The 18,255-nt window shown below is 52.1% G+C and carries 16 protein-coding genes and 2 rRNA genes; 8 read left to right on the top strand and 10 right to left on the bottom strand.

Features of this window, described 5'->3' with window-relative positions; genetic code table 11:
* Positions 1-12: 12 nt before the first annotated feature.
* Positions 13-1,836 carry a ribosome-dependent GTPase TypA gene (gene typA, locus J4728_RS18470; protein ID WP_000572064.1) on the bottom strand — a complete coding sequence of 608 codons (1,824 nt, stop codon included), beginning with the start codon at positions 1,834-1,836 and terminating at the stop codon, positions 13-15.
* Between the two features lie 375 nt (positions 1,837-2,211).
* Between typA and glnA the strand changes: the two genes are divergently transcribed.
* The 4 genes from glnA to J4728_RS18450 all read left to right on the top strand — a co-directional run bounded on the left by glnA (position 2,212) and on the right by J4728_RS18450 (position 6,586).
* Positions 2,212-3,621: a glutamate--ammonia ligase gene (glnA, locus tag J4728_RS18465; protein WP_001271699.1), complete on the top strand. Its 1,410-nt coding sequence runs from the start codon at positions 2,212-2,214 to the stop codon at positions 3,619-3,621.
* Between the two features lie 274 nt (positions 3,622-3,895).
* On the top strand, positions 3,896-4,945 hold the full coding sequence (gene glnL, locus J4728_RS18460) for a nitrogen regulation protein NR(II) (RefSeq protein ID WP_023200640.1): 1,050 nt from the start codon (positions 3,896-3,898) through the stop codon (positions 4,943-4,945).
* Positions 4,946-4,953: 8 nt separating this feature from the next.
* Positions 4,954-6,363 (top strand): nitrogen regulation protein NR(I), encoded by a 1,410-nt coding sequence (gene glnG, locus J4728_RS18455; RefSeq protein ID WP_001188782.1) that lies wholly within the window; start codon positions 4,954-4,956, stop codon positions 6,361-6,363.
* 112 nt (positions 6,364-6,475) lie between these two features.
* Positions 6,476-6,586, top strand: coding sequence for a YshB family small membrane protein (locus J4728_RS18450; protein WP_001578131.1), 111 nt, complete (start codon positions 6,476-6,478; stop codon positions 6,584-6,586).
* An 89-nt stretch (positions 6,587-6,675) separates the two neighbouring features.
* On the opposite strand, the gene hemN is transcribed toward J4728_RS18450, so the two are convergent.
* The 3 genes from hemN to J4728_RS18435 all read right to left on the bottom strand — a co-directional run bounded on the left by hemN (position 6,676) and on the right by J4728_RS18435 (position 9,096).
* On the bottom strand, positions 6,676-8,049 hold the full coding sequence (hemN, locus tag J4728_RS18445; RefSeq protein ID WP_000003528.1) for an oxygen-independent coproporphyrinogen III oxidase: 1,374 nt from the start codon (positions 8,047-8,049) through the stop codon (positions 6,676-6,678).
* 188 nt (positions 8,050-8,237) lie between these two features.
* Positions 8,238-8,753, bottom strand: a complete 516-nt coding sequence (gene yihI / locus J4728_RS18440) for a Der GTPase-activating protein YihI (protein ID WP_000743292.1) — start codon at positions 8,751-8,753, stop codon at positions 8,238-8,240.
* A 118-nt stretch (positions 8,754-8,871) separates the two neighbouring features.
* Positions 8,872-9,096 (bottom strand): hypothetical protein, encoded by a 225-nt coding sequence (locus J4728_RS18435; RefSeq protein ID WP_001541209.1) that lies wholly within the window; start codon positions 9,094-9,096, stop codon positions 8,872-8,874.
* Positions 9,097-9,335: 239 nt separating this feature from the next.
* Here J4728_RS18435 and yihA point away from each other — a divergent pair, with 239 nt between their 5' ends.
* Positions 9,336-9,968: a ribosome biogenesis GTP-binding protein YihA/YsxC gene (yihA, locus tag J4728_RS18430; protein ID WP_000183327.1), complete on the top strand. Its 633-nt coding sequence runs from the start codon at positions 9,336-9,338 to the stop codon at positions 9,966-9,968.
* 334 nt (positions 9,969-10,302) lie between these two features.
* On the opposite strand, the gene polA is transcribed toward yihA, so the two are convergent.
* Positions 10,303-13,089 (bottom strand): DNA polymerase I, encoded by a 2,787-nt coding sequence (gene polA, locus J4728_RS18425; RefSeq protein WP_208212204.1) that lies wholly within the window; start codon positions 13,087-13,089, stop codon positions 10,303-10,305.
* 387 nt (positions 13,090-13,476) lie between these two features.
* Here polA and J4728_RS18420 point away from each other — a divergent pair, with 387 nt between their 5' ends.
* Positions 13,477-14,385 (top strand): acyltransferase, encoded by a 909-nt coding sequence (locus tag J4728_RS18420; protein ID WP_071055654.1) that lies wholly within the window; start codon positions 13,477-13,479, stop codon positions 14,383-14,385.
* Between the two features lie 12 nt (positions 14,386-14,397).
* Here J4728_RS18420 and dsbA read toward each other — a convergent pair whose 3' ends face one another.
* From dsbA to J4728_RS18405, 3 genes are all read right to left on the bottom strand, one after another.
* A complete protein-coding gene (gene dsbA, locus J4728_RS18415) occupies positions 14,398-15,021 on the bottom strand; it encodes a thiol:disulfide interchange protein DsbA (protein WP_000725364.1) in 624 nt (207 codons plus the stop codon).
* Positions 15,022-15,037: 16 nt separating this feature from the next.
* Entirely contained in the window at positions 15,038-16,024 is a 987-nt protein-coding gene (locus tag J4728_RS18410) for a serine/threonine protein kinase (RefSeq protein ID WP_000999263.1), read from the bottom strand.
* A gap of 76 nt (positions 16,025-16,100) precedes the next feature.
* On the bottom strand, positions 16,101-16,370 hold the full coding sequence (locus J4728_RS18405) for a YihD family protein (RefSeq protein WP_000649858.1): 270 nt from the start codon (positions 16,368-16,370) through the stop codon (positions 16,101-16,103).
* Positions 16,371-16,439: 69 nt separating this feature from the next.
* Here J4728_RS18405 and mobA point away from each other — a divergent pair, with 69 nt between their 5' ends.
* Positions 16,440-17,024 (top strand): molybdenum cofactor guanylyltransferase MobA, encoded by a 585-nt coding sequence (mobA, locus tag J4728_RS18400; protein ID WP_208212201.1) that lies wholly within the window; start codon positions 16,440-16,442, stop codon positions 17,022-17,024.
* Positions 17,021-17,536: a molybdopterin-guanine dinucleotide biosynthesis protein MobB gene (gene mobB, locus J4728_RS18395; RefSeq protein ID WP_208212241.1), complete on the top strand. Its 516-nt coding sequence runs from the start codon at positions 17,021-17,023 to the stop codon at positions 17,534-17,536. Before mobA ends, mobB begins: the two co-directional genes overlap by 4 nt.
* Positions 17,537-17,838: 302 nt before the next feature.
* Here the strand turns inward: mobB and rrf are convergent.
* Positions 17,839-17,954: ribosomal RNA gene (gene rrf, locus J4728_RS18390) — 5S ribosomal RNA — on the bottom strand.
* A gap of 198 nt (positions 17,955-18,152) precedes the next feature.
* Positions 18,153-18,255 (bottom strand): 23S ribosomal RNA (locus tag J4728_RS18385); the annotation flags it as partial.

Here is an 18,255-nt window from a genome sequence, read left to right as displayed (position 1 = left end):
TAAGAACGTTAATTACTCTTCTTTCTGACCACGGTTCGCACGGCGGCGATCGTTTTCCGTCAGGTGACGTTTACGGATACGGATAGAGGTTGGGGTGACTTCTACCAGTTCGTCGTCATCAATGAACTCCAGCGCTTGCTCAAGGCTCATTTTAATTGGCGGAACCAGAATCACCGCTTCATCCGTACCAGACGCACGCATGTTGGTCAGTTTCTTACCAGTCAGGCAGTTTACCGTCAGGTCGTTGGAGCGACTGTGAATACCAATAATCTGGCCTTCATAAACTTCCGCGCCGTGGCCCAGGAACAGCTTACCGCGATCCTGCAAACCGAACAGCGCAAACGCCACCGCTTTACCCTGACCGTTAGAGATCAGTACGCCGTTCTGACGCTGGCCCACTTCACCCGGACGAATATCGTCGTAATGGCTGAAGGTGGAGTACAGCAGACCCGTACCGGAAGTCATGGTCATGAATTCTGAACGGAAACCAATCAGCCCACGGCTTGGGATCACGTAGTCGAGACGTACGCGGCCTTTACCGTCCGGATTCATGTTTTTCAGGTCGCCTTTACGCTCGCCCAACGCCTGCATGACAGACCCCTGGTGCTGCTCTTCGACGTCCAGCGTCACGTTTTCGTACGGCTCTTGTTTACGACCGTCGATTTCACGGAAGATAACTTTCGGACGGGAAACCGCCAGTTCGAAACCTTCACGACGCATATTTTCAATCAGCACGGACAGGTGCAGTTCGCCACGACCGGATACACGGAACGCATCCGCATCTTCGGTTTCTTCAACGCGCAGCGCCACGTTATGCACCAGCTCTTTGTTCAGACGGTCAAGAATCTGACGAGAAGTCACAAACTTACCTTCTTTACCGCAGAACGGCGAGGTGTTAACGCAGAAGAACATAGACACGGTCGGCTCATCAACGGACAGCGCCGGCAGCGCTTCAACGTTCTGCGGGTCGCAGATGGTGTCGGAAATGTTCAGCTCGCCCAGACCGGTGATCGCAATGATATCGCCCGCTTCGGCAATATCGCTGTCGATACGCTCCAGACCCAGATGCGTCAGCACTTTACCTACTTTCGCGTTACGGGTTTTCCCTTCACTATCGATGATAGTGACCTGCTGGTTCGGCTTCACTTTGCCGCGTTTGATACGGCCAATGCCGATAACGCCAACGTAGTTGTTGTAGTCCAGCTGGGAGATCTGCATCTGCAACGGACCATCGAGGTCAACGTCCGGCGCCGGAACATGATCAACGATCGCCTGATACAGCGGGGTCATGTCTTCCGCCATATCTTCGTGGTCCAGACCCGCGATACCGTTCAGCGCCGAAGCGTAGATGATCGGGAAGTCCAACTGTTCGTCGGTCGCGTCGAGGTTAACAAACAGGTCGAATACCTGGTCAACAACCCAGTCAGGGCGCGCGCCAGGACGGTCAACTTTGTTGATAACCACAATGGGTTTCAGGCCATGAGCAAAGGCTTTTTTGGTCACGAAGCGCGTTTGCGGCATCGGGCCGTCAAATGCGTCAACCACCAGCAGCACAGAGTCAACCATGGACATGACGCGCTCTACTTCACCACCGAAGTCAGCGTGCCCGGGAGTATCAACGATGTTGATACGGTAATCATTCCATTTAATAGCGGTGTTTTTAGCGAGGATAGTAATACCACGCTCTTTCTCCAAATCGTTGGAGTCCATCACTCGCTCTTGAGTTTCGGCACGCGCGTCGAACGTACCGGATTGCTGGAGCAGCTTATCAACCAGGGTAGTTTTACCATGGTCAACGTGCGCGATGATGGCGATGTTACGCAAATTTTCGATCACAACTTTGCCTCAGGCATTAGAAATAGCGCGTTATTGTACACGGATTAATCGCACTACAAAACAGGATCACAAACATCCTCCGCAAACAAGTATTGCAGAGTCTCTTTGTGATCGCTTTCACGGAGCGTTAAAAGGGTGGCTTGCGTTCTATTGCACCAATGTGGTGCTTAATGTTCACATTGAAGCACTATTTTGGTGCAACATAGTCACCGTGGTGCAGCCCTTTTGCACGATGGTGCGCATGATAACGCCTTTTGGGGGCAATGTGAAAGTTGGCACAGATTTCGCTTTATATTTTTACGGCGACACGGCCAGCAGAATTGAAGATCTCGTTACCACGACGACCGACCATGACCAATCCGGGAGAGTACAAGTATGTCCGCTGAACACGTTTTGACGATGCTGAACGAGCACGAAGTGAAGTTTGTCGATCTGCGCTTCACCGATACCAAAGGCAAAGAACAGCACGTCACGATTCCTGCTCATCAGGTAAATGCCGAATTCTTTGAAGAAGGCAAAATGTTTGACGGCTCCTCTATCGGCGGCTGGAAAGGCATTAACGAATCCGACATGGTGCTGATGCCAGACGCATCCACCGCAGTGATTGACCCGTTCTTCGCGGACTCTACCCTGATTATCCGTTGCGACATCCTGGAGCCTGGCACTCTGCAAGGTTATGACCGTGACCCACGTTCCATCGCAAAACGTGCGGAAGACTACCTGCGCGCGACCGGTATCGCCGATACCGTCCTGTTTGGGCCGGAACCTGAATTCTTCCTGTTCGACGACATCCGCTTCGGCGCATCTATCTCCGGCTCACATGTTGCGATTGACGATATTGAAGGCGCCTGGAACTCCTCTACCAAGTACGAAGGCGGCAACAAAGGCCATCGTCCGGGCGTGAAAGGCGGTTATTTCCCGGTTCCGCCAGTCGACTCCGCGCAGGATATCCGTTCTGAAATGTGTCTGGTCATGGAGCAGATGGGCCTGGTCGTTGAAGCGCACCATCACGAAGTAGCGACCGCAGGTCAGAACGAAGTGGCGACCCGCTTTAACACCATGACCAAAAAAGCCGACGAAATTCAGATTTACAAATATGTCGTACATAACGTGGCTCACCGCTTTGGTAAGACCGCGACCTTTATGCCAAAACCGATGTTCGGCGATAACGGTTCCGGTATGCACTGCCACATGTCGCTGGCGAAGAACGGCACCAACCTGTTCTCTGGCGACAAATATGCCGGTCTGTCTGAGCAAGCGCTGTACTACATCGGCGGCGTCATCAAACACGCCAAAGCCATCAACGCCCTGGCGAACCCGACCACCAACTCCTACAAGCGTCTGGTCCCGGGTTACGAAGCGCCGGTGATGCTGGCCTACTCCGCCCGTAACCGTTCCGCCTCCATCCGTATTCCGGTGGTGGCGTCTCCGAAAGCGCGCCGTATCGAAGTTCGCTTCCCGGACCCGGCGGCTAACCCGTATCTGTGCTTTGCCGCCCTGCTGATGGCCGGTCTGGACGGGATTAAGAATAAGATTCACCCGGGCGAAGCCATGGACAAAAACCTGTATGACCTGCCGCCGGAAGAAGCGAAAGAGATCCCACAGGTAGCGGGTTCTCTGGAAGAAGCGCTGAACGCGCTGGACCTGGACCGCGAGTTCCTGAAAGCAGGCGGCGTGTTCACGGATGAAGCGATCGATGCGTATATTGCGCTGCGTCGCGAAGAAGATGACCGCGTGCGTATGACCCCGCACCCGGTAGAGTTTGAGCTGTACTACAGCGTTTAATCGTATATTAAAAATCCGACGAATTTCGCGTTGCGGCAAGGCGGCAACTGAGCACATGCCCAGGAGCATAGATAGCGATGTGACTGGGGTAAGCGAAAGCAGCCAACACAACAGCAGCGTGAAAGGCGTCAGGAGTTTTTGAGTTGCCGTGGAAACTTTCAGCCCATCCCAGGATGGGCTTTTTTCTCCACCAACAATCTGATCTCACGCGCTTTTTAGTGGTAAAAAGCTATAATGCACTAAAATGGTGCAACCTTTTCTAGGAGACTGCTGAATGGCAAGCGGCATACAGCCCGATGCTGGGCAGATCCTCAATTCGTTAATCAACAGCGTGCTGGTGGTCGACGACGCGCTGGCAATCCATTACGCCAACCCTGCCGCGCAGCAGTTGCTCGCGCAAAGCTCACGCAAACTGTTCGGGACGCCGTTACCTGAACTGTTGAGCTATTTTTCGTTAAACATTGACCTGATGCGCGAAAGTTTAGCGGCAGGGCAAGGCTTTACCGATAACGAAGTGACGCTGGTGATTGATAGTCGCTCGCATATTCTCTCTTTGACCGCCCAACGTCTGCCCGACGATTTTATACTGCTCGAAATGGCGCCGATGGATAACCAGCGTCGTCTGAGTCAGGAGCAGTTGCAGCACGCGCAGCAAATCGCCGCCCGCGATCTGGTGCGCGGTCTGGCGCACGAAATCAAAAATCCGCTCGGCGGCCTGCGCGGCGCGGCGCAGCTACTCAGCAAGGCACTGCCCGACCCGGCGCTAACGGAATATACCAAAGTCATCATTGAACAGGCCGACAGGCTACGCAACCTTGTCGATCGTTTGCTGGGGCCGCAGCACCCGGGAATGCACATTACGGAGAGCATACATAAAGTCGCGGAGCGCGTGGTGGCGCTGGTGTCGATGGAACTGCCGGATAATGTCCGGCTTATCCGCGATTATGACCCCAGTCTGCCAGAACTGCCGCACGACCCGGAACAAATTGAGCAAGTACTGCTGAATATTGTCCGCAATGCCTTGCAGGCGCTGGAGCCGGAAGGCGGCGAAATTACGCTGCGTACCCGTACCGCCTTCCAGTTAACGCTGCATGGCGAACGCTATCGCCTGGCGGCGCGTATAGACGTTGAAGACAATGGGCCGGGCATTCCTCCCCATTTACAGGATACGCTGTTCTACCCGATGGTCAGCGGTCGCGAAGGCGGCACCGGGCTTGGGTTATCTATCGCCCGCAATCTTATCGATCAACACGCCGGCAAAATTGAATTTACCAGTTGGCCGGGGCATACCGAGTTTTCGGTTTACCTGCCGATTCGGAAATAGAGGTGTTTATGCAACGAGGAATAGTCTGGGTCGTCGATGATGATAGTTCCATCCGTTGGGTGCTTGAACGTGCTCTCGCCGGGGCAGGGTTGACCTGTACCACCTTTGAGAATGGTAATGAAGTACTGGCTGCGCTGGCCAGTAAAACGCCGGACGTCTTGCTGTCGGATATCCGAATGCCGGGAATGGACGGGCTGGCGCTATTAAAGCAGATTAAACAGCGTCACCCGATGCTTCCGGTCATCATTATGACCGCGCATTCCGATTTAGATGCCGCCGTGAGCGCCTATCAGCAGGGGGCGTTTGATTATCTGCCTAAACCGTTTGATATTGATGAAGCCGTCGCTCTGGTCGAGCGCGCGATTAGCCACTATCAGGAGCAGCAGCAGCCGCGTAATATCGAGGTTAACGGCCCGACAACAGACATGATAGGCGAAGCGCCCGCCATGCAGGATGTGTTTCGCATTATTGGTCGGCTGTCGCGTTCTTCGATTAGCGTGCTGATTAACGGCGAATCAGGAACCGGGAAAGAACTGGTCGCCCATGCGCTTCACCGCCATAGCCCACGCGCCAAAGCGCCGTTTATCGCACTCAATATGGCGGCCATCCCGAAAGATTTGATTGAATCCGAACTGTTTGGCCATGAGAAAGGCGCTTTTACCGGGGCGAATACCATCCGGCAGGGCCGTTTCGAGCAGGCTGACGGCGGCACGCTGTTTCTGGACGAAATTGGCGATATGCCGCTGGATGTCCAGACTCGTCTGTTACGCGTGCTGGCTGACGGACAGTTCTACCGCGTGGGCGGGTACGCGCCGGTAAAAGTCGATGTGCGCATTATCGCCGCCACCCACCAGAACCTCGAACGACGCGTTCAGGAAGGGAAATTCCGCGAAGACCTGTTCCACCGCCTGAACGTGATTCGTATCCATCTTCCGCCGTTGCGCGAGCGCCGTGAGGATATTCCGCGCCTGGCGCGCCATTTTTTGCAGGTCGCCGCCCGTGAATTAGGTGTGGAAGCCAAATTATTACATCCGGAAACCGAAACGGCGTTAACGCGCCTGGCATGGCCTGGTAACGTGCGTCAGTTAGAAAATACCTGCCGCTGGCTCACCGTCATGGCCGCCGGACAGGAGGTGTTGATCCAGGATTTACCGGGCGAACTGTTTGAAGCCTCGGCGCCGGATAGCCCGTCCCACCTGCCGCCGGATAGCTGGGCGACATTACTGGCACAATGGGCGGACCGCGCCTTGCGATCCGGTCATCAAAACCTGCTTTCTGAAGCGCAGCCAGAACTGGAGAGAACGCTACTGACCACGGCATTACGCCATACGCAGGGTCATAAACAGGAAGCCGCCAGGCTGCTCGGTTGGGGGCGAAACACCCTAACGCGGAAGTTGAAAGAGCTGGGAATGGAGTAAACATTACCCGCGAGTGTAAAGATTAATAATTGAGCGCAAAACGCTGCTATTTTGCGCTTTACTGTTCCGATGAGTTCAGTATGATCATGCCCGGCAAACGGGGGGATTCATTATGTTAGAATCTATTATTAATCTGGTATCGAGTGGAGCGGTCGACAGCCACACGCCACAAACTGCGCTAGCCGCCGTGTTGTGTGCCGCGCTGGTAGGACTGTTCAGCTGACAATGTGCCGGATGGCGCTAATGCTTATCCGGCCTACAGGTTGTCGCAACGTGTAGGCCCGGTAAGCGCAGCGCCACCGGGCAACCCGGCTAAATGACGCGTGAGAACTGCTGCATCCGCGCTTTCTGGCGCAGATACGCGTCAAAGCACATGCAGATATTGCGGATCAGCAAACGACCTTTCGCCGTCACCTGAATTCCCTTCTCGCTAATATCCACCAGCCCATCTTTCGCCAGCGGCGACAGTAACTGCAAATCTTCGGCAAAATATTCAGCGAAATGCAAACCCCACTGCTGTTCGACAGCGTTAAAATCCAGGCGGAAGTTACAAATCAGCGCTTTGATAACATCGCGACGAATGCAATCATCACGGGTCAGCGTAATACCACGCCATAGCGCATTGCCCCGCTCATCCACTTGCTGGTAATAACGCTTCAGCTCTTTCTGGTTCTGCATGTAGCCATCGCCAATCATGCTGATAGCAGAAACCCCCATCCCCAGCAGATCGGTATCGCCCTGGGTCGTATAGCCCTGAAAATTACGGTGCAGCACGCCTTCGCGCTGCGCGACGGCCAGTTCGTCGTCCGGACGGGCAAAATGGTCCATCCCGATAAACTGATAACCAGCCTGAGTAAGCGATACGATGGTCTCCTGCAAAATATCCAGTTTCTGCTGCGCGCTGGGTAAATCGGCATCTTTAATTTTACGCTGGGCGGCAAAAAGCGTTGGCAGATGCGCATAGTTAAAGACGCTCAAACGATCGGGGTTCAGCTCCGTCACACGCTTCAGCGTGAAAGCGAAGCTTTCCGGCGTCTGTTTCGGTAGACCGTAGATCAAATCGATATTGGTCGAGGTAAAGCCGATATCGCGGGCGTGATTAAGCAGCGCAAAGATGAATTCTTCATCCTGCTCGCGGTTAACCAGGCGCTGCACCTCTTTATTAAAGTCCTGCACGCCCATACTCAGGCGGTTAAAACCTTCCGCACGTAAATGATCGAGCACATCCAGCTCAATTTCACGGGGATCGACTTCGATCGAGATTTCCGCGTCAGTATTAAAGTGGAAATTTTCACGCAACAGCGTCATTAAGCGGCTGATTTGCGCTTTATTCAGGTAAGTAGGCGTACCGCCGCCCCAGTGAAGCTGGCTGACATGACGGTTTGCAAACAGCGGCGCGCGATGACGAATTTCCTGCTCAAGCGCGTCAAGATACTGGTCAGCTTTATGCTGTTGGCGGGTGACAATCTTGTTGCAGCCGCAGAAATAACACAACTTGTGACAAAACGGGATATGCACATACAGCGAGAGCGGACGTTCAGGATAACGCGCCACAGCCTGCAAGAATGCGGCGTCCTCGAAGTCTTCAGAAAACTCCAGCGCGGTTGGGTACGAGGTATATCGTGGCCCGGAATAGTTATATTTCTGGATCAGGGCCAGATCCCAGTCTATTTGCTGTTCAGACATGCTCACTCCTTCCGATGGCGTCTCTGGCGGGTACGGCGTACCGGCTTCACGCCATGACGGGCGGCAAGCCGGCTGCGCAGCCATTTCTGTCGCCGCGACAATCGCTGTAGTTTAACGAATAACCACACCAGATAACATATAACCGGAAGGGTTATAAGCAGGACGGGCAAGCCCACGGTGTAAACCCGTTAGTTGCCGCCTCTTAGCAGGCGCATCATATCTTCCTGCTTCTCGTCCTCTTCGTCGTCTTCTTCGTCGTCATCGTAAGACAGACCAAGCTTCTGCATCAGTTCATCAATACGATCCAGTTTGGCATCTACCCAGGCTTGATCTTCCGCACTCAGGGTTTCGCCCGCTTCCAGACGTTCTAACAGCGCATCCAGGCGCTCATCCGTTTCCAGTAAATCCAACTCCGCCTGCGGTGAAAGCATAGGTTTCTCACTTTTCGGTTTATGCTGTTGGGTCACTTTTTCAGTCACGCCCAATGGAACAGGTGTTTTACTGCCAATACGTGGATCTTTTTGTTGATTCTGATTGCCGCCGCCCGAAGCGGAATTGCCGCCCGCCGCGCGACTTCCCGGCGCATGACCGCGATGTTTTTTCAGGCGTTTACGGTCGCGCGCCTCCTGGTTTAACTCTTCACGCGTTTTACGACGCTGTTTGCCAAAGGCTTTACTGCGCGGTGCAGAGGTTGGTTTTTTCATGATGTCAGATCTTTAAGCCGTTTTATTCAGTATAGAATTGAGGCGGAATCTAGCAGAAAGCAAGCAAAGAAAAAAGGCGACAGAGTAATCTGCCGCCTTTTTTCTTGACTCACGACCCTTAACGGGTTCCACCATCCCTGTTGGCTATCAACACGCCCTGTTTTTCCCTTAGCCTGGAACATTCCATGTTGTTTCCATTTCCTTTTACTAACGTCTCCGGACGTTTGTCTTCCTGACAATCCTGTGTCTTCGCCTCCTGGCGCTCCTGACCCTCATCCTGAGTCGTTGATCCTGTTAGCGTCCTCGCTATGTGCATTACTTTACTCTTTTGGGGTAAACTCACAAGATACCGACACGGCAAATTCCTTTTTTTCAGACAATTAACTTTCTATAAATTCATGATTTAACTATATTAACTGACTTTGAGCCTGACAACGACTCTGTCATGTCGCATAAGTGCAATGGACAATGTCTCACAAAGCGTATGGCTTTTGCTTACAGCACCGACGCGCCGAAAAATCCGTCTTTTGCTGGCGTTCAGGTATAATCGCCACAATGCTTTGACTGACGGAGACGACCGCTTTGACTAACCTGAATTATCAACAGACGCATTTTGTGATGAGTGCGCCTGATATTCGCCATTTACCTTCCGATTGCGGAATTGAAGTGGCTTTTGCTGGCCGTTCCAATGCAGGCAAATCCAGCGCCCTGAACACGTTGACCAACCAAAAAAGCCTGGCGCGCACCTCTAAAACGCCGGGCCGTACCCAATTGATTAACCTGTTTGAAGTCGTAGATGGCAAACGGTTGGTCGACCTGCCGGGCTATGGCTACGCGGAAGTCCCGGAAGAGATGAAACGCAAGTGGCAACGCGCGCTGGGGGAATATCTGGAGAAACGTCAAAGCCTACAGGGCTTAGTCGTTTTAATGGATATCCGCCATCCGTTGAAAGACCTCGACCAACAGATGATCCAGTGGGCTGTAGAGAGCAATATCCAGGTTCTGGTTCTGCTGACCAAAGCGGACAAACTGGCCAGCGGCGCGCGCAAGGCGCAGTTGAATATGGTACGTGAAGCCGTGCTGGCGTTTAATGGCGATGTGCAGGTAGAAGCGTTTTCCTCGCTGAAAAAGCAGGGCGTGGATAAGTTACGTCAGAAACTGGACAGCTGGTTTAGCGAACTGGCACCGGTCGAAGAGATTCAGGACGGGGAATAATCACCCGCTATGCCGGATGGCGCCGCTGCGCGTCTTATCCGGCCTACGGTGTGAGCGAAACTTTTCTTATGCCCAATAAAAAACGCCCCAGTCATAAACTGACTGGGGCGGCTAAAATATTCAGCCAAATCCGATTACGTGAAGTAAAAGGTCTGAAAGATAGAACATCTTACCTCTGTACCCTACGTGAATAACTTTACTCTTTTTTGAGCAACACAGAAAGACCTTTTCGTAATTTTTTTTCATTCTTTACATAGGGAATTCTAATACCCATCACAAAACCCCCGTGCTTATGTTGCTTAATTACGAAAAAAGCGCGTTATTCCTTAAATGCTTAGTGCGCTTGATCCCAATTTTCTCCGCTACCGACTTCCACCAGCAACGGCACATCAATACGCGTGCAGTTTTCCATCAACTGATGGATACGTTTTGCTACCGCATCTAAGTCGTCTTTATGCACCTCGAACACTAATTCATCGTGTACCTGCATAATCATCCGCACGCGTGGCTGCTCGGCCTGTAGCCAGGCATCGACGGCAATCATGGCGCGCTTGATGATATCGGCAGCCGTTCCTTGCATGGGAGCATTGATCGCCGCGCGTTCCGCCCCCGCGCGCCGCGCCGCGTTGCTGGATTTAATATCCGGCAGGTAAAGGCGGCGCCCCTCCAGAGTTTCCACATAGCCTTGTTCTTTTGCCTGAGCGCGGGTGCGCTCCATATATTCCAGCACGCCAGGATAGCGTTCGAAGTAGAGATCCATATACTTCTGCGCCTCTTTACGCGGAATATTAAGCTGGCGAGAAAGACCGAAGGCGCTCATCCCGTAAATCAGGCCAAAGTTAATGGCTTTCGCACTTCGGCGCTGTTCCCCGGTCACGCTATCCAGCGGCAAGCCAAAGACTTCCGCCGCCGTTGCACGGTGAATATCTTTCCCTTCGGCGAACGCCGTGAGCAGTCCTTTATCACGGGAAAGATGCGCCATAATACGCAGCTCAATCTGTGAATAGTCCGCAGACACGATGAGATAATCCTCAGGCGCAATAAATGCCTGACGAATGCGGCGGCCTTCTTCATTGCGCACCGGAATATTTTGCAGGTTCGGATCGGTGGACGATAAACGTCCCGTCGCCGTTACCGCCTGATGATAGGACGTATGGACGCGCCCGGTTTTCGGGTTAATCATCAGCGGCAGCTTATCGGTATAGGTGGATTTTAGCTTCGCCAGACCACGATACTCCAGAATCACTTTCGGCAGCGGATAGTCCAGCGCCAGCTCTTCCAGCACCTCTTCCGACGTTGACGGCGCGCCGCCAGGCGTTTTCTTCAGCGGCTTAATACCCTGCTTTTCAAACAGGATGGTCTGCAACTGCTTCGTCGAGGACAGGTTGAACGCCTCGCCCGCAATGTCATGCGCTTTCTTTTCCAGTTCCGCCAGACGTCGTGTGATTTCTTCCGAATGTTTGTGCAGGACGGCAGGATCGATTTTTACGCCATTGCGCTCAACGCGTGACAGTACCGGCACCAGCGGCATTTCGATGTTTTCGAAAACATTCAGCGGGCCTTTGTGCTGCTGGAGCTCAGGCCACATTTTGAGATGCAACTGTAACGTGACATCCGCATCTTCTGCCGCATAGCGCCCCGCTTCCTCCAGTGCGATCTGGTTAAAGGTGAGCTGGTTTTTACCTTTACCGGCAATGTCTTCAAAGGTGATAGTTTTGTGCTTCAGCCAACGATCGGACAAACTGTCCATATCATGGCGTCCGGCGACGCTGTTCAGAATGTAAGACTCAAGCATGGTATCGAAGGCGATACCGCGCAGCTCAATACCGTAATTTTGCAAGACGCCGCGATCGTACTTGAGGTTTTGCCCCACTTTGCGCACTTTTTCATCTTCCAGCAGCGGCTTCAGCAGTTCCAGAGCACGCTGGTGGGAGATTTGATCCGGAGCGTCCAGATAATCATGCGCGACAGGTACATACGCGGCAACGCCAGGTTCGATAGCAAACGAGAGGCCCACCAGGTTGGCGGCGATATTATCCAGACTGTCGGTCTCCGTGTCGAAAGCAAAAACTGGCGCTTTTTTCAGCTTTTCAATCCAGCTTTCCAGCGTAACGTCGTCCAGAATCGTGACATAATTTTCATAAGAGAGCGCCGCTGCCGGTTCGCTGGGCGATTCATCAATAACGACCGTTTCCTGCGGTTTGGCCGCTGGTTTCGCGCCCTTTGCCTGTAGCCACTTGCCTGACTCAACGTCCGCCGTCCAGCGCTTAAACTCATATTTTTTAAACAGGCCCAGCAGTTCATCCGCAATCGGCTGCTGCACTTCAAGCTGTTCGCAGGTCAGCTCCAGTTCAACATCCGTTTTAATGGTGGCGAGTTTATAAGACAGGTACGCTACGTCTTTATTCTGCGCTAATTTAGCGGCCATCGTTTTGGCGCCGCGGAAAGTGAGACCGGCAATTTTTTCCGGCTCGGCGTACAGCGTATCCAGGCCGCCCAATCCCTGAAGCAAGGCTTGCGCCGTCTTCTCACCCACGCCTGGTACGCCTGGAATATTATCCGAGGAGTCCCCCATCAGCGCCAGAAAGTCGATAATCAGCTCAGGCGGCACACCGTACTTATTAACGACTTCATCCGGGCCGAGGATGGTGTTAGTCATGGTGTTGATCAGCGTAATATTCGGCGTCACCAACTGTGCCATATCTTTATCGCCGGTGCTGATTAATACCGGACGCCCCACCTTCTCCGCTTCTCGCGCCAGTGTACCGATAACGTCATCCGCTTCTACGCCAGAGACTGCCAGCAGAGGTAACCCCATGGCTTTAACCATGGCATGTAACGGCTCTATTTGCGCTCGCAGATCATCCGGCATCGGAGGACGATGCGATTTGTAGTGTTCAAAGAGCTCATCACGGAAGGTTTTTCCTTTGGCGTCAAACACCACCGCAGCATGCGTCGGCTGATACTGCATGATCAGGCTGCGCAACATGTTGAGGACACCATACATTGCGCCCGTAGGTTCTCCCGCGCTGTTGGTTAACGGCGGAAACGCATGATAGGCGCGATAGAGATAGGATGAGCCATCTACGAGAATAAGTGGGTTTTCTGGGATCTGAACCATAATGTCCGTGCCTGTTTAACAGATTATGGTTAAAGGATGCCACATACAGGAGGAAAACTTGAGTTTTTCGCCGCATTTGCGGAAAAGTTTTGTCGATCTTCAGGATCGCTCGCAAAACAACCTGTGGATAACTTTGTGTGTAAATTCTTACCATTACTTTAAAATCAGCGCGATAGCCTTCTCGTCTTAATAATTACCCATTATTTTCAATGAGTTGTTAACATCACGTTTTTCTGATTATCTGATTCATGCCGTTATCATAATGTGGATAGTTGTTACGAGTGTTTCTATTTCACTCAGCGCCATCATTAGCATCGTTTTCTGATAGAATCAGCCCCTTGCGCCCTTTTCGCGCACCATTTATGGCTAACTTTTGAATAATTTATTATGACGAGAATACTCGCGGCTATCACGCTCCCATTGAGTATCGTATTGACCATCCTGGTCACTATTGTTTGCTCAGTACCGATCATCATTGCCGGTATGGTAAAGCTTCTTTTGCCTGTTCCCGGTATCTGGCGCAAGGTCTCCATTTTCTGCAATTTCATGATGTATTGCTGGTGTGCTGGTCTTGCAGCGCTGTTACGCCTTAATCCGCACTTGCAATGGGATGTAGAAGGGTTAGAAGGACTGAGCAAGAAAAATTGGTATTTACTGATTTGTAATCATCGTAGCTGGGCCGATATCGTTGTGCTTTGCGTTCTGTTCCGCAAGCATATCCCAATGAATAAGTACTTTCTTAAACAGCAATTGGCCTGGGTACCGTTCATCGGCCTGGCGTGCTGGGCATTAGATATGCCGTTTATGAAGCGCTACTCCCGTAGCTACCTGCTCCGCCACCCCGATCGACGCGGCAAAGATGTTGAAACAACTCGTCGCTCTTGCGAAAAGTTTCGTCGGTATCCCACCACTATCGTTAACTTTGTTGAAGGCTCACGATTTACGCATGAGAAACGTCAGCAAACGCATTCACCCTATCAACATCTGTTGCCGCCAAAAGCAGCCGGTATTGCAATGGCGATTAATGTTTTAGGCTCACAGTTCGATAAGCTGCTTAATATTACGTTGTGTTACCCAAACAACGATCGTCACCCCTTCTACGATATGCTAAGCGGTAGGCTGACGCGTATTGTTGTTCGGGTGCACCTGGAACCCATAAATGAAGAACTGCACGGCGATTACGTGAACGACAAAACATTCAAACGCCGTTTTCAACGTTGGCTTAATACGCTGTGGGATAAGAAAGATATACAGATAGAAGAGATTAAAACATCTTATAAAAACGCCGGTCAGTGACCGGCGTTCTTTTTATTTTTTATCAACCAAATATTTCACGGTATCAGCATACTGCTGAACAAAAACATCCATGCTGCTGGTATCCATACCTTGTGGGTTAATCTGGTATTTGCCATTGACGAACATCGCCGGAACGCCCTGCAGTTGCAGGTCAGCCGCGGCTTTCTCCTGTTGCGCAACCAGTGATTTCACCACGAAGCTGTTCCAGGCCGCATCGTAATCTTCGCCCTTGACGCCCGCATCAACGAACACTTTACGGATATCCGCGGCAGATTGTACTGTCTGGGTTTTCTGTACGGCTTCAAACAGCGGGACCGTGACTTTATCTTCTACACCCAACGCCATCGCCACCGCCCATGCCTGGGTGAGCTCCTTGCCCAACGGCCCCAGGAACTCAACGTGGTACTTGGTCATTTTGGTGCCTTCCGGCAGCTTTTTCTTCACATTGTCAGACACATGAAGCACTTCTTCAAACTGATAACAATGTGGGCAGTAGAAGGAGAAAAACTCCAGTACCTGGGGTTCGCCAGCGACCGGTTTATCCAGCGTGATATACTGTTTACCGTCGCTGATCTGTGCTGCCGAGGCGCTAAAAGCTAAAACCATACCAGCCAGCGCCAGCCAAATCTTTTTCATGATCAACTCTCTCCGATTAATACATTGGCGTTAATTGTAAAGGGGGGTCGTGCAAAATTTTAGTCTGCTCAATAAAAGTCGTTGTCTGTCGCTGCCAGTAATCTTCCCCTGTTAACCAGGGAAAGTTTTTTGGAAACGCAGGATCGCCCCAACGACGAATCAACCAGGCAAGATAATAAACTAAACGCATGGCGCGTAAAGGTTCAATGAGACCAATTTCAGCCGTATCGAACTCACTAACTTCTTCATAAGCTTCAATAATGGTTTCAAGCTGCATTCGCTGTTCGGCTTTGTCGCCGTTCAGCAGCATCCATAAATCCTGTATCGCCGGACCGTTACGGGCATCATCTAAATCGACAAACAGCGGTCCATCACGCCATAGAATGTTGCCGGCATGACAATCGCCGTGCAATCGCAGCGTGGCGAAATCGGTGCGCCAGCATTCGGTAACTGCAGACAGTAGAGTATCAGTGGCTTTCAGGAAAGCCGCTTTTTGCCCGGAGGGAATCAGTGCGGCATCTTCGAATACCTGGCGAGGTTCAAAAAGATACTCTGCAAGCCCAATGTCAGGCCGGAAAGTGAAAGGACGTTTTCGCCCCGTCTGATGCAATCGGCCAAGATAACGCCCTACCGCCTCCATCTGATCGATATTGTCTGCTTCAAACTGACGACCGCCTACGCTGGGGAAAATGGCATAATGATAGCCCTGATGCGCTAACAGTGTCTGGCCATTAAACGCGAGCGGAGCAGCAACCGGAACCTCATCCTTCACCAGTTCAAGCGCGAATTGGTGTTCTTCCCGAATTTGATCAACAGACCAGCGTTCAGGACGATAAAACTTAACGACAAAACGTCGACGGTCTTCATCCTGAAACTGATAGACGCGGTTTTCATAACTGTTTAGTGGAGTCAGCCCGGAATCCACCCTGATCCCCTGTTCAAACAGCGCATCCATGATGGTTTCCGGGTGTAGCGTCTGGAAAGTAAAAGCGTTGTCGTTCATCCCATCATCCGGAAAATACTACGAATGATTCAGGATATCATTTCGTGGCGATTTCGGTGGCGCCGCTTACAAGGTTTTACTCTTTAATAACGCCGCGGGCGCGTAAAAGCGCCGTTTTAAAGTCCTCTTCATAGTCTTTTTGAATCCCTGGAATGGCGGCGTCTTTGGCGGAATCGCGCATTTTCAGATGGTAGATCAGGATATCATCAGTTAAATCTTCCAGTTTGCCGTCAAAACCTGACTCTTTCGCCAGTTTCTGCAAAAATTGCGTCAGATTAAGATCAGGCTCTTTCTGCCAGGCTGGCTGGAGGAGTTCAATGACTTCATTCAGGCGTTTACATTTCATAGCTGTGCTCCTTATTCTTGATACAGACACGGTAGCAGGGTCAATCCCACAATAAAAGAGGCGATATCGGTGAATCTGGATGAAGTAATAACCGGCGTGGTGCTGGCAGGCGGTAAAGCCCGGCGGATGGGAGGTGTGGATAAAGGTCTGCTTGAACTGAACGGTAAACCGCTCTGGCGACACGTTGCCGACGCGCTCGCGCCGCAACTGGCTACGGTCGTCATTAGTGCTAATCGCCATCTGGATATCTACCAGGCCAGCGCCCTGAAAGTCATTCCGGATTCAATCGCTGACTTTCCCGGTCCGCTGGCGGGTATGCTTTCCGTTTTTCAGCAGTTAGCAGGCGACTGGTTTCTGTTTTGCCCCTGTGACAATCCCTGTATCCCCCACAACCTGGTCGATCGTTTAGCAGCGCAGCGTCATGGCGCACCCGTGGTTTGGGTTCATGATGGAGAGCGCGATCATCCAACGATCGCGTTGATTAATCGTGCCGTTGAGCCCCAGTTGACAGCTTATTTGCAAGCAGGCGAGCGGCGGGTAATGATTTTTATGCGCCAGGTAGGCGGACACGCCGTTGATTTCAGCGATTGTAAGGAGGCATTTGTGAACGTCAACACGCCGGAGGAACTCGCGCAATGGCAAAAGAGACCATGATACCGCTACTCGCCATTGCCGCGTGGAGCGGCACGGGAAAAACAACACTGCTGAAAAAACTGATCCCAGCACTTTGTGCGCACGGTATTCGGCCAGGGCTGATTAAGCATACCCATCATGATATGGATGTTGATAAACCGGGTAAAGATAGCTACGAATTACGTAAGGCCGGGGCGGCACAAACGATGGTTGCCAGTCAGCAGCGCTGGGCGTTAATGACTGAAACGCCGGGGCAAGAAGAGTTGGATCTGGCATGGCTGGTGAGCCGGATGGATGCATCAAAGCTAGATATGGTGCTGGTAGAAGGGTTTAAACACGAGGCAGTTGCGAAGATCTTACTTTTTCGTCAGGGATGTGGGCACAGCGAGGAAGAATTAATTCTTGATGAGCATGTTATTGCGGTTGCCAGTGATATTCCACTTGCCGTAGCGGTACCCGTTTTGGATCTTAATGATGTATCGCAGATTTCTGCCTTCATTTTGCGGTGGTTAGAGAAAGCACGTTCCTTGTAGGCCGGATAAGGCGAAGCTGCCATCCGGCAGTGCCGGTTGCCTGATGGCGCTGCGCTTATCAGGCCTACGGTTTTACAGTTACCGCACACGCAAAAAAGCCCATCCTGACGGACGGGCTTCTTCACTAAATTGATGCCTGGCAGTTTATGGCGGGCGTCCTGCCCGCTCCCCTCCGGGCCGTTGCTGCGCAACGTTCAAATCCGCTCCCGGCGGATTTGTCCTCCTCAGGAGAGCGCTCACCGACAGACCACAGATAAAACAAAAGGCCCTGTCTTCCGACAGGGCCTTTTGTTTTATTTAATGCCTGGCAGTTCCCTACTCTCGCATGGGGAGACCCCACACTACCATCGGCGCTACGGCGTTTCACTTCTGAGTTCGGCATGGGGTCAGGTGGGACCACCGCGCTAGTGCCGCCAGGCAAATTCTTTGTGCTCTGTACGCAATTCTTTATCGCATCCGCTGCGTTGCCAGCGCTCGCAAAGCCAGTCACATACTTCAGTATGCTCCTGCCTTTCCTTCGCTTGTCGCCTTGCTGCTGCGCAAATTATTGCGTACTCAACTCTGAATACAAACTGAAAATCGTCTTCTCAATCCGCCAAAACATCTTCGGCGTTGTAAGGTTAAGCCTCACGGTTCATTAGTACCGGTTAGCTCAACGCATCGCTGCGCTTACACACCCGGCCTATCAACGTCGTCGTCTTCAACGTTCCTTCAGGAGA

The organism is Salmonella sp. 32070601201500089SM, assembly GCF_017573605.1.
GTDB classification, from domain to species: domain Bacteria; phylum Pseudomonadota; class Gammaproteobacteria; order Enterobacterales; family Enterobacteriaceae; genus Salmonella; species Salmonella enterica.
Note: the sequence above shows the minus strand (reverse complement) of the source record. Positions and strands in the feature narration are given on the sequence as shown.

Excerpts from the sequence above, each read along its gene's own strand:
- glnA (WP_001271699.1), top strand. The coding sequence starts at position 2,212 with ATGTCCGCTGAACACGTTTTGACGATGCTGAACGAGCACGAAGTGAAG.
- glnL (WP_023200640.1), top strand. The coding sequence starts at position 3,896 with ATGGCAAGCGGCATACAGCCCGATGCTGGGCAGATCCTCAATTCGTTA.
- glnG (WP_001188782.1), top strand. The coding sequence starts at position 4,954 with ATGCAACGAGGAATAGTCTGGGTCGTCGATGATGATAGTTCCATCCGT.
- J4728_RS18450 (WP_001578131.1), top strand. The coding sequence starts at position 6,476 with ATGTTAGAATCTATTATTAATCTGGTATCGAGTGGAGCGGTCGACAGC.
- hemN (WP_000003528.1), bottom strand. The coding sequence starts at position 8,049 with ATGTCTGAACAGCAAATAGACTGGGATCTGGCCCTGATCCAGAAATAT.
- yihI (WP_000743292.1), bottom strand. The coding sequence starts at position 8,753 with ATGAAAAAACCAACCTCTGCACCGCGCAGTAAAGCCTTTGGCAAACAG.
- polA (WP_208212204.1), bottom strand. The coding sequence starts at position 13,089 with ATGGTTCAGATCCCAGAAAACCCACTTATTCTCGTAGATGGCTCATCC.
- J4728_RS18420 (WP_071055654.1), top strand. The coding sequence starts at position 13,477 with ATGACGAGAATACTCGCGGCTATCACGCTCCCATTGAGTATCGTATTG.
- dsbA (WP_000725364.1), bottom strand. The coding sequence starts at position 15,021 with ATGAAAAAGATTTGGCTGGCGCTGGCTGGTATGGTTTTAGCTTTTAGC.
- J4728_RS18410 (WP_000999263.1), bottom strand. The coding sequence starts at position 16,024 with ATGAACGACAACGCTTTTACTTTCCAGACGCTACACCCGGAAACCATC.
- J4728_RS18405 (WP_000649858.1), bottom strand. The coding sequence starts at position 16,370 with ATGAAATGTAAACGCCTGAATGAAGTCATTGAACTCCTCCAGCCAGCC.
- mobB (WP_208212241.1), top strand. The coding sequence starts at position 17,021 with ATGATACCGCTACTCGCCATTGCCGCGTGGAGCGGCACGGGAAAAACA.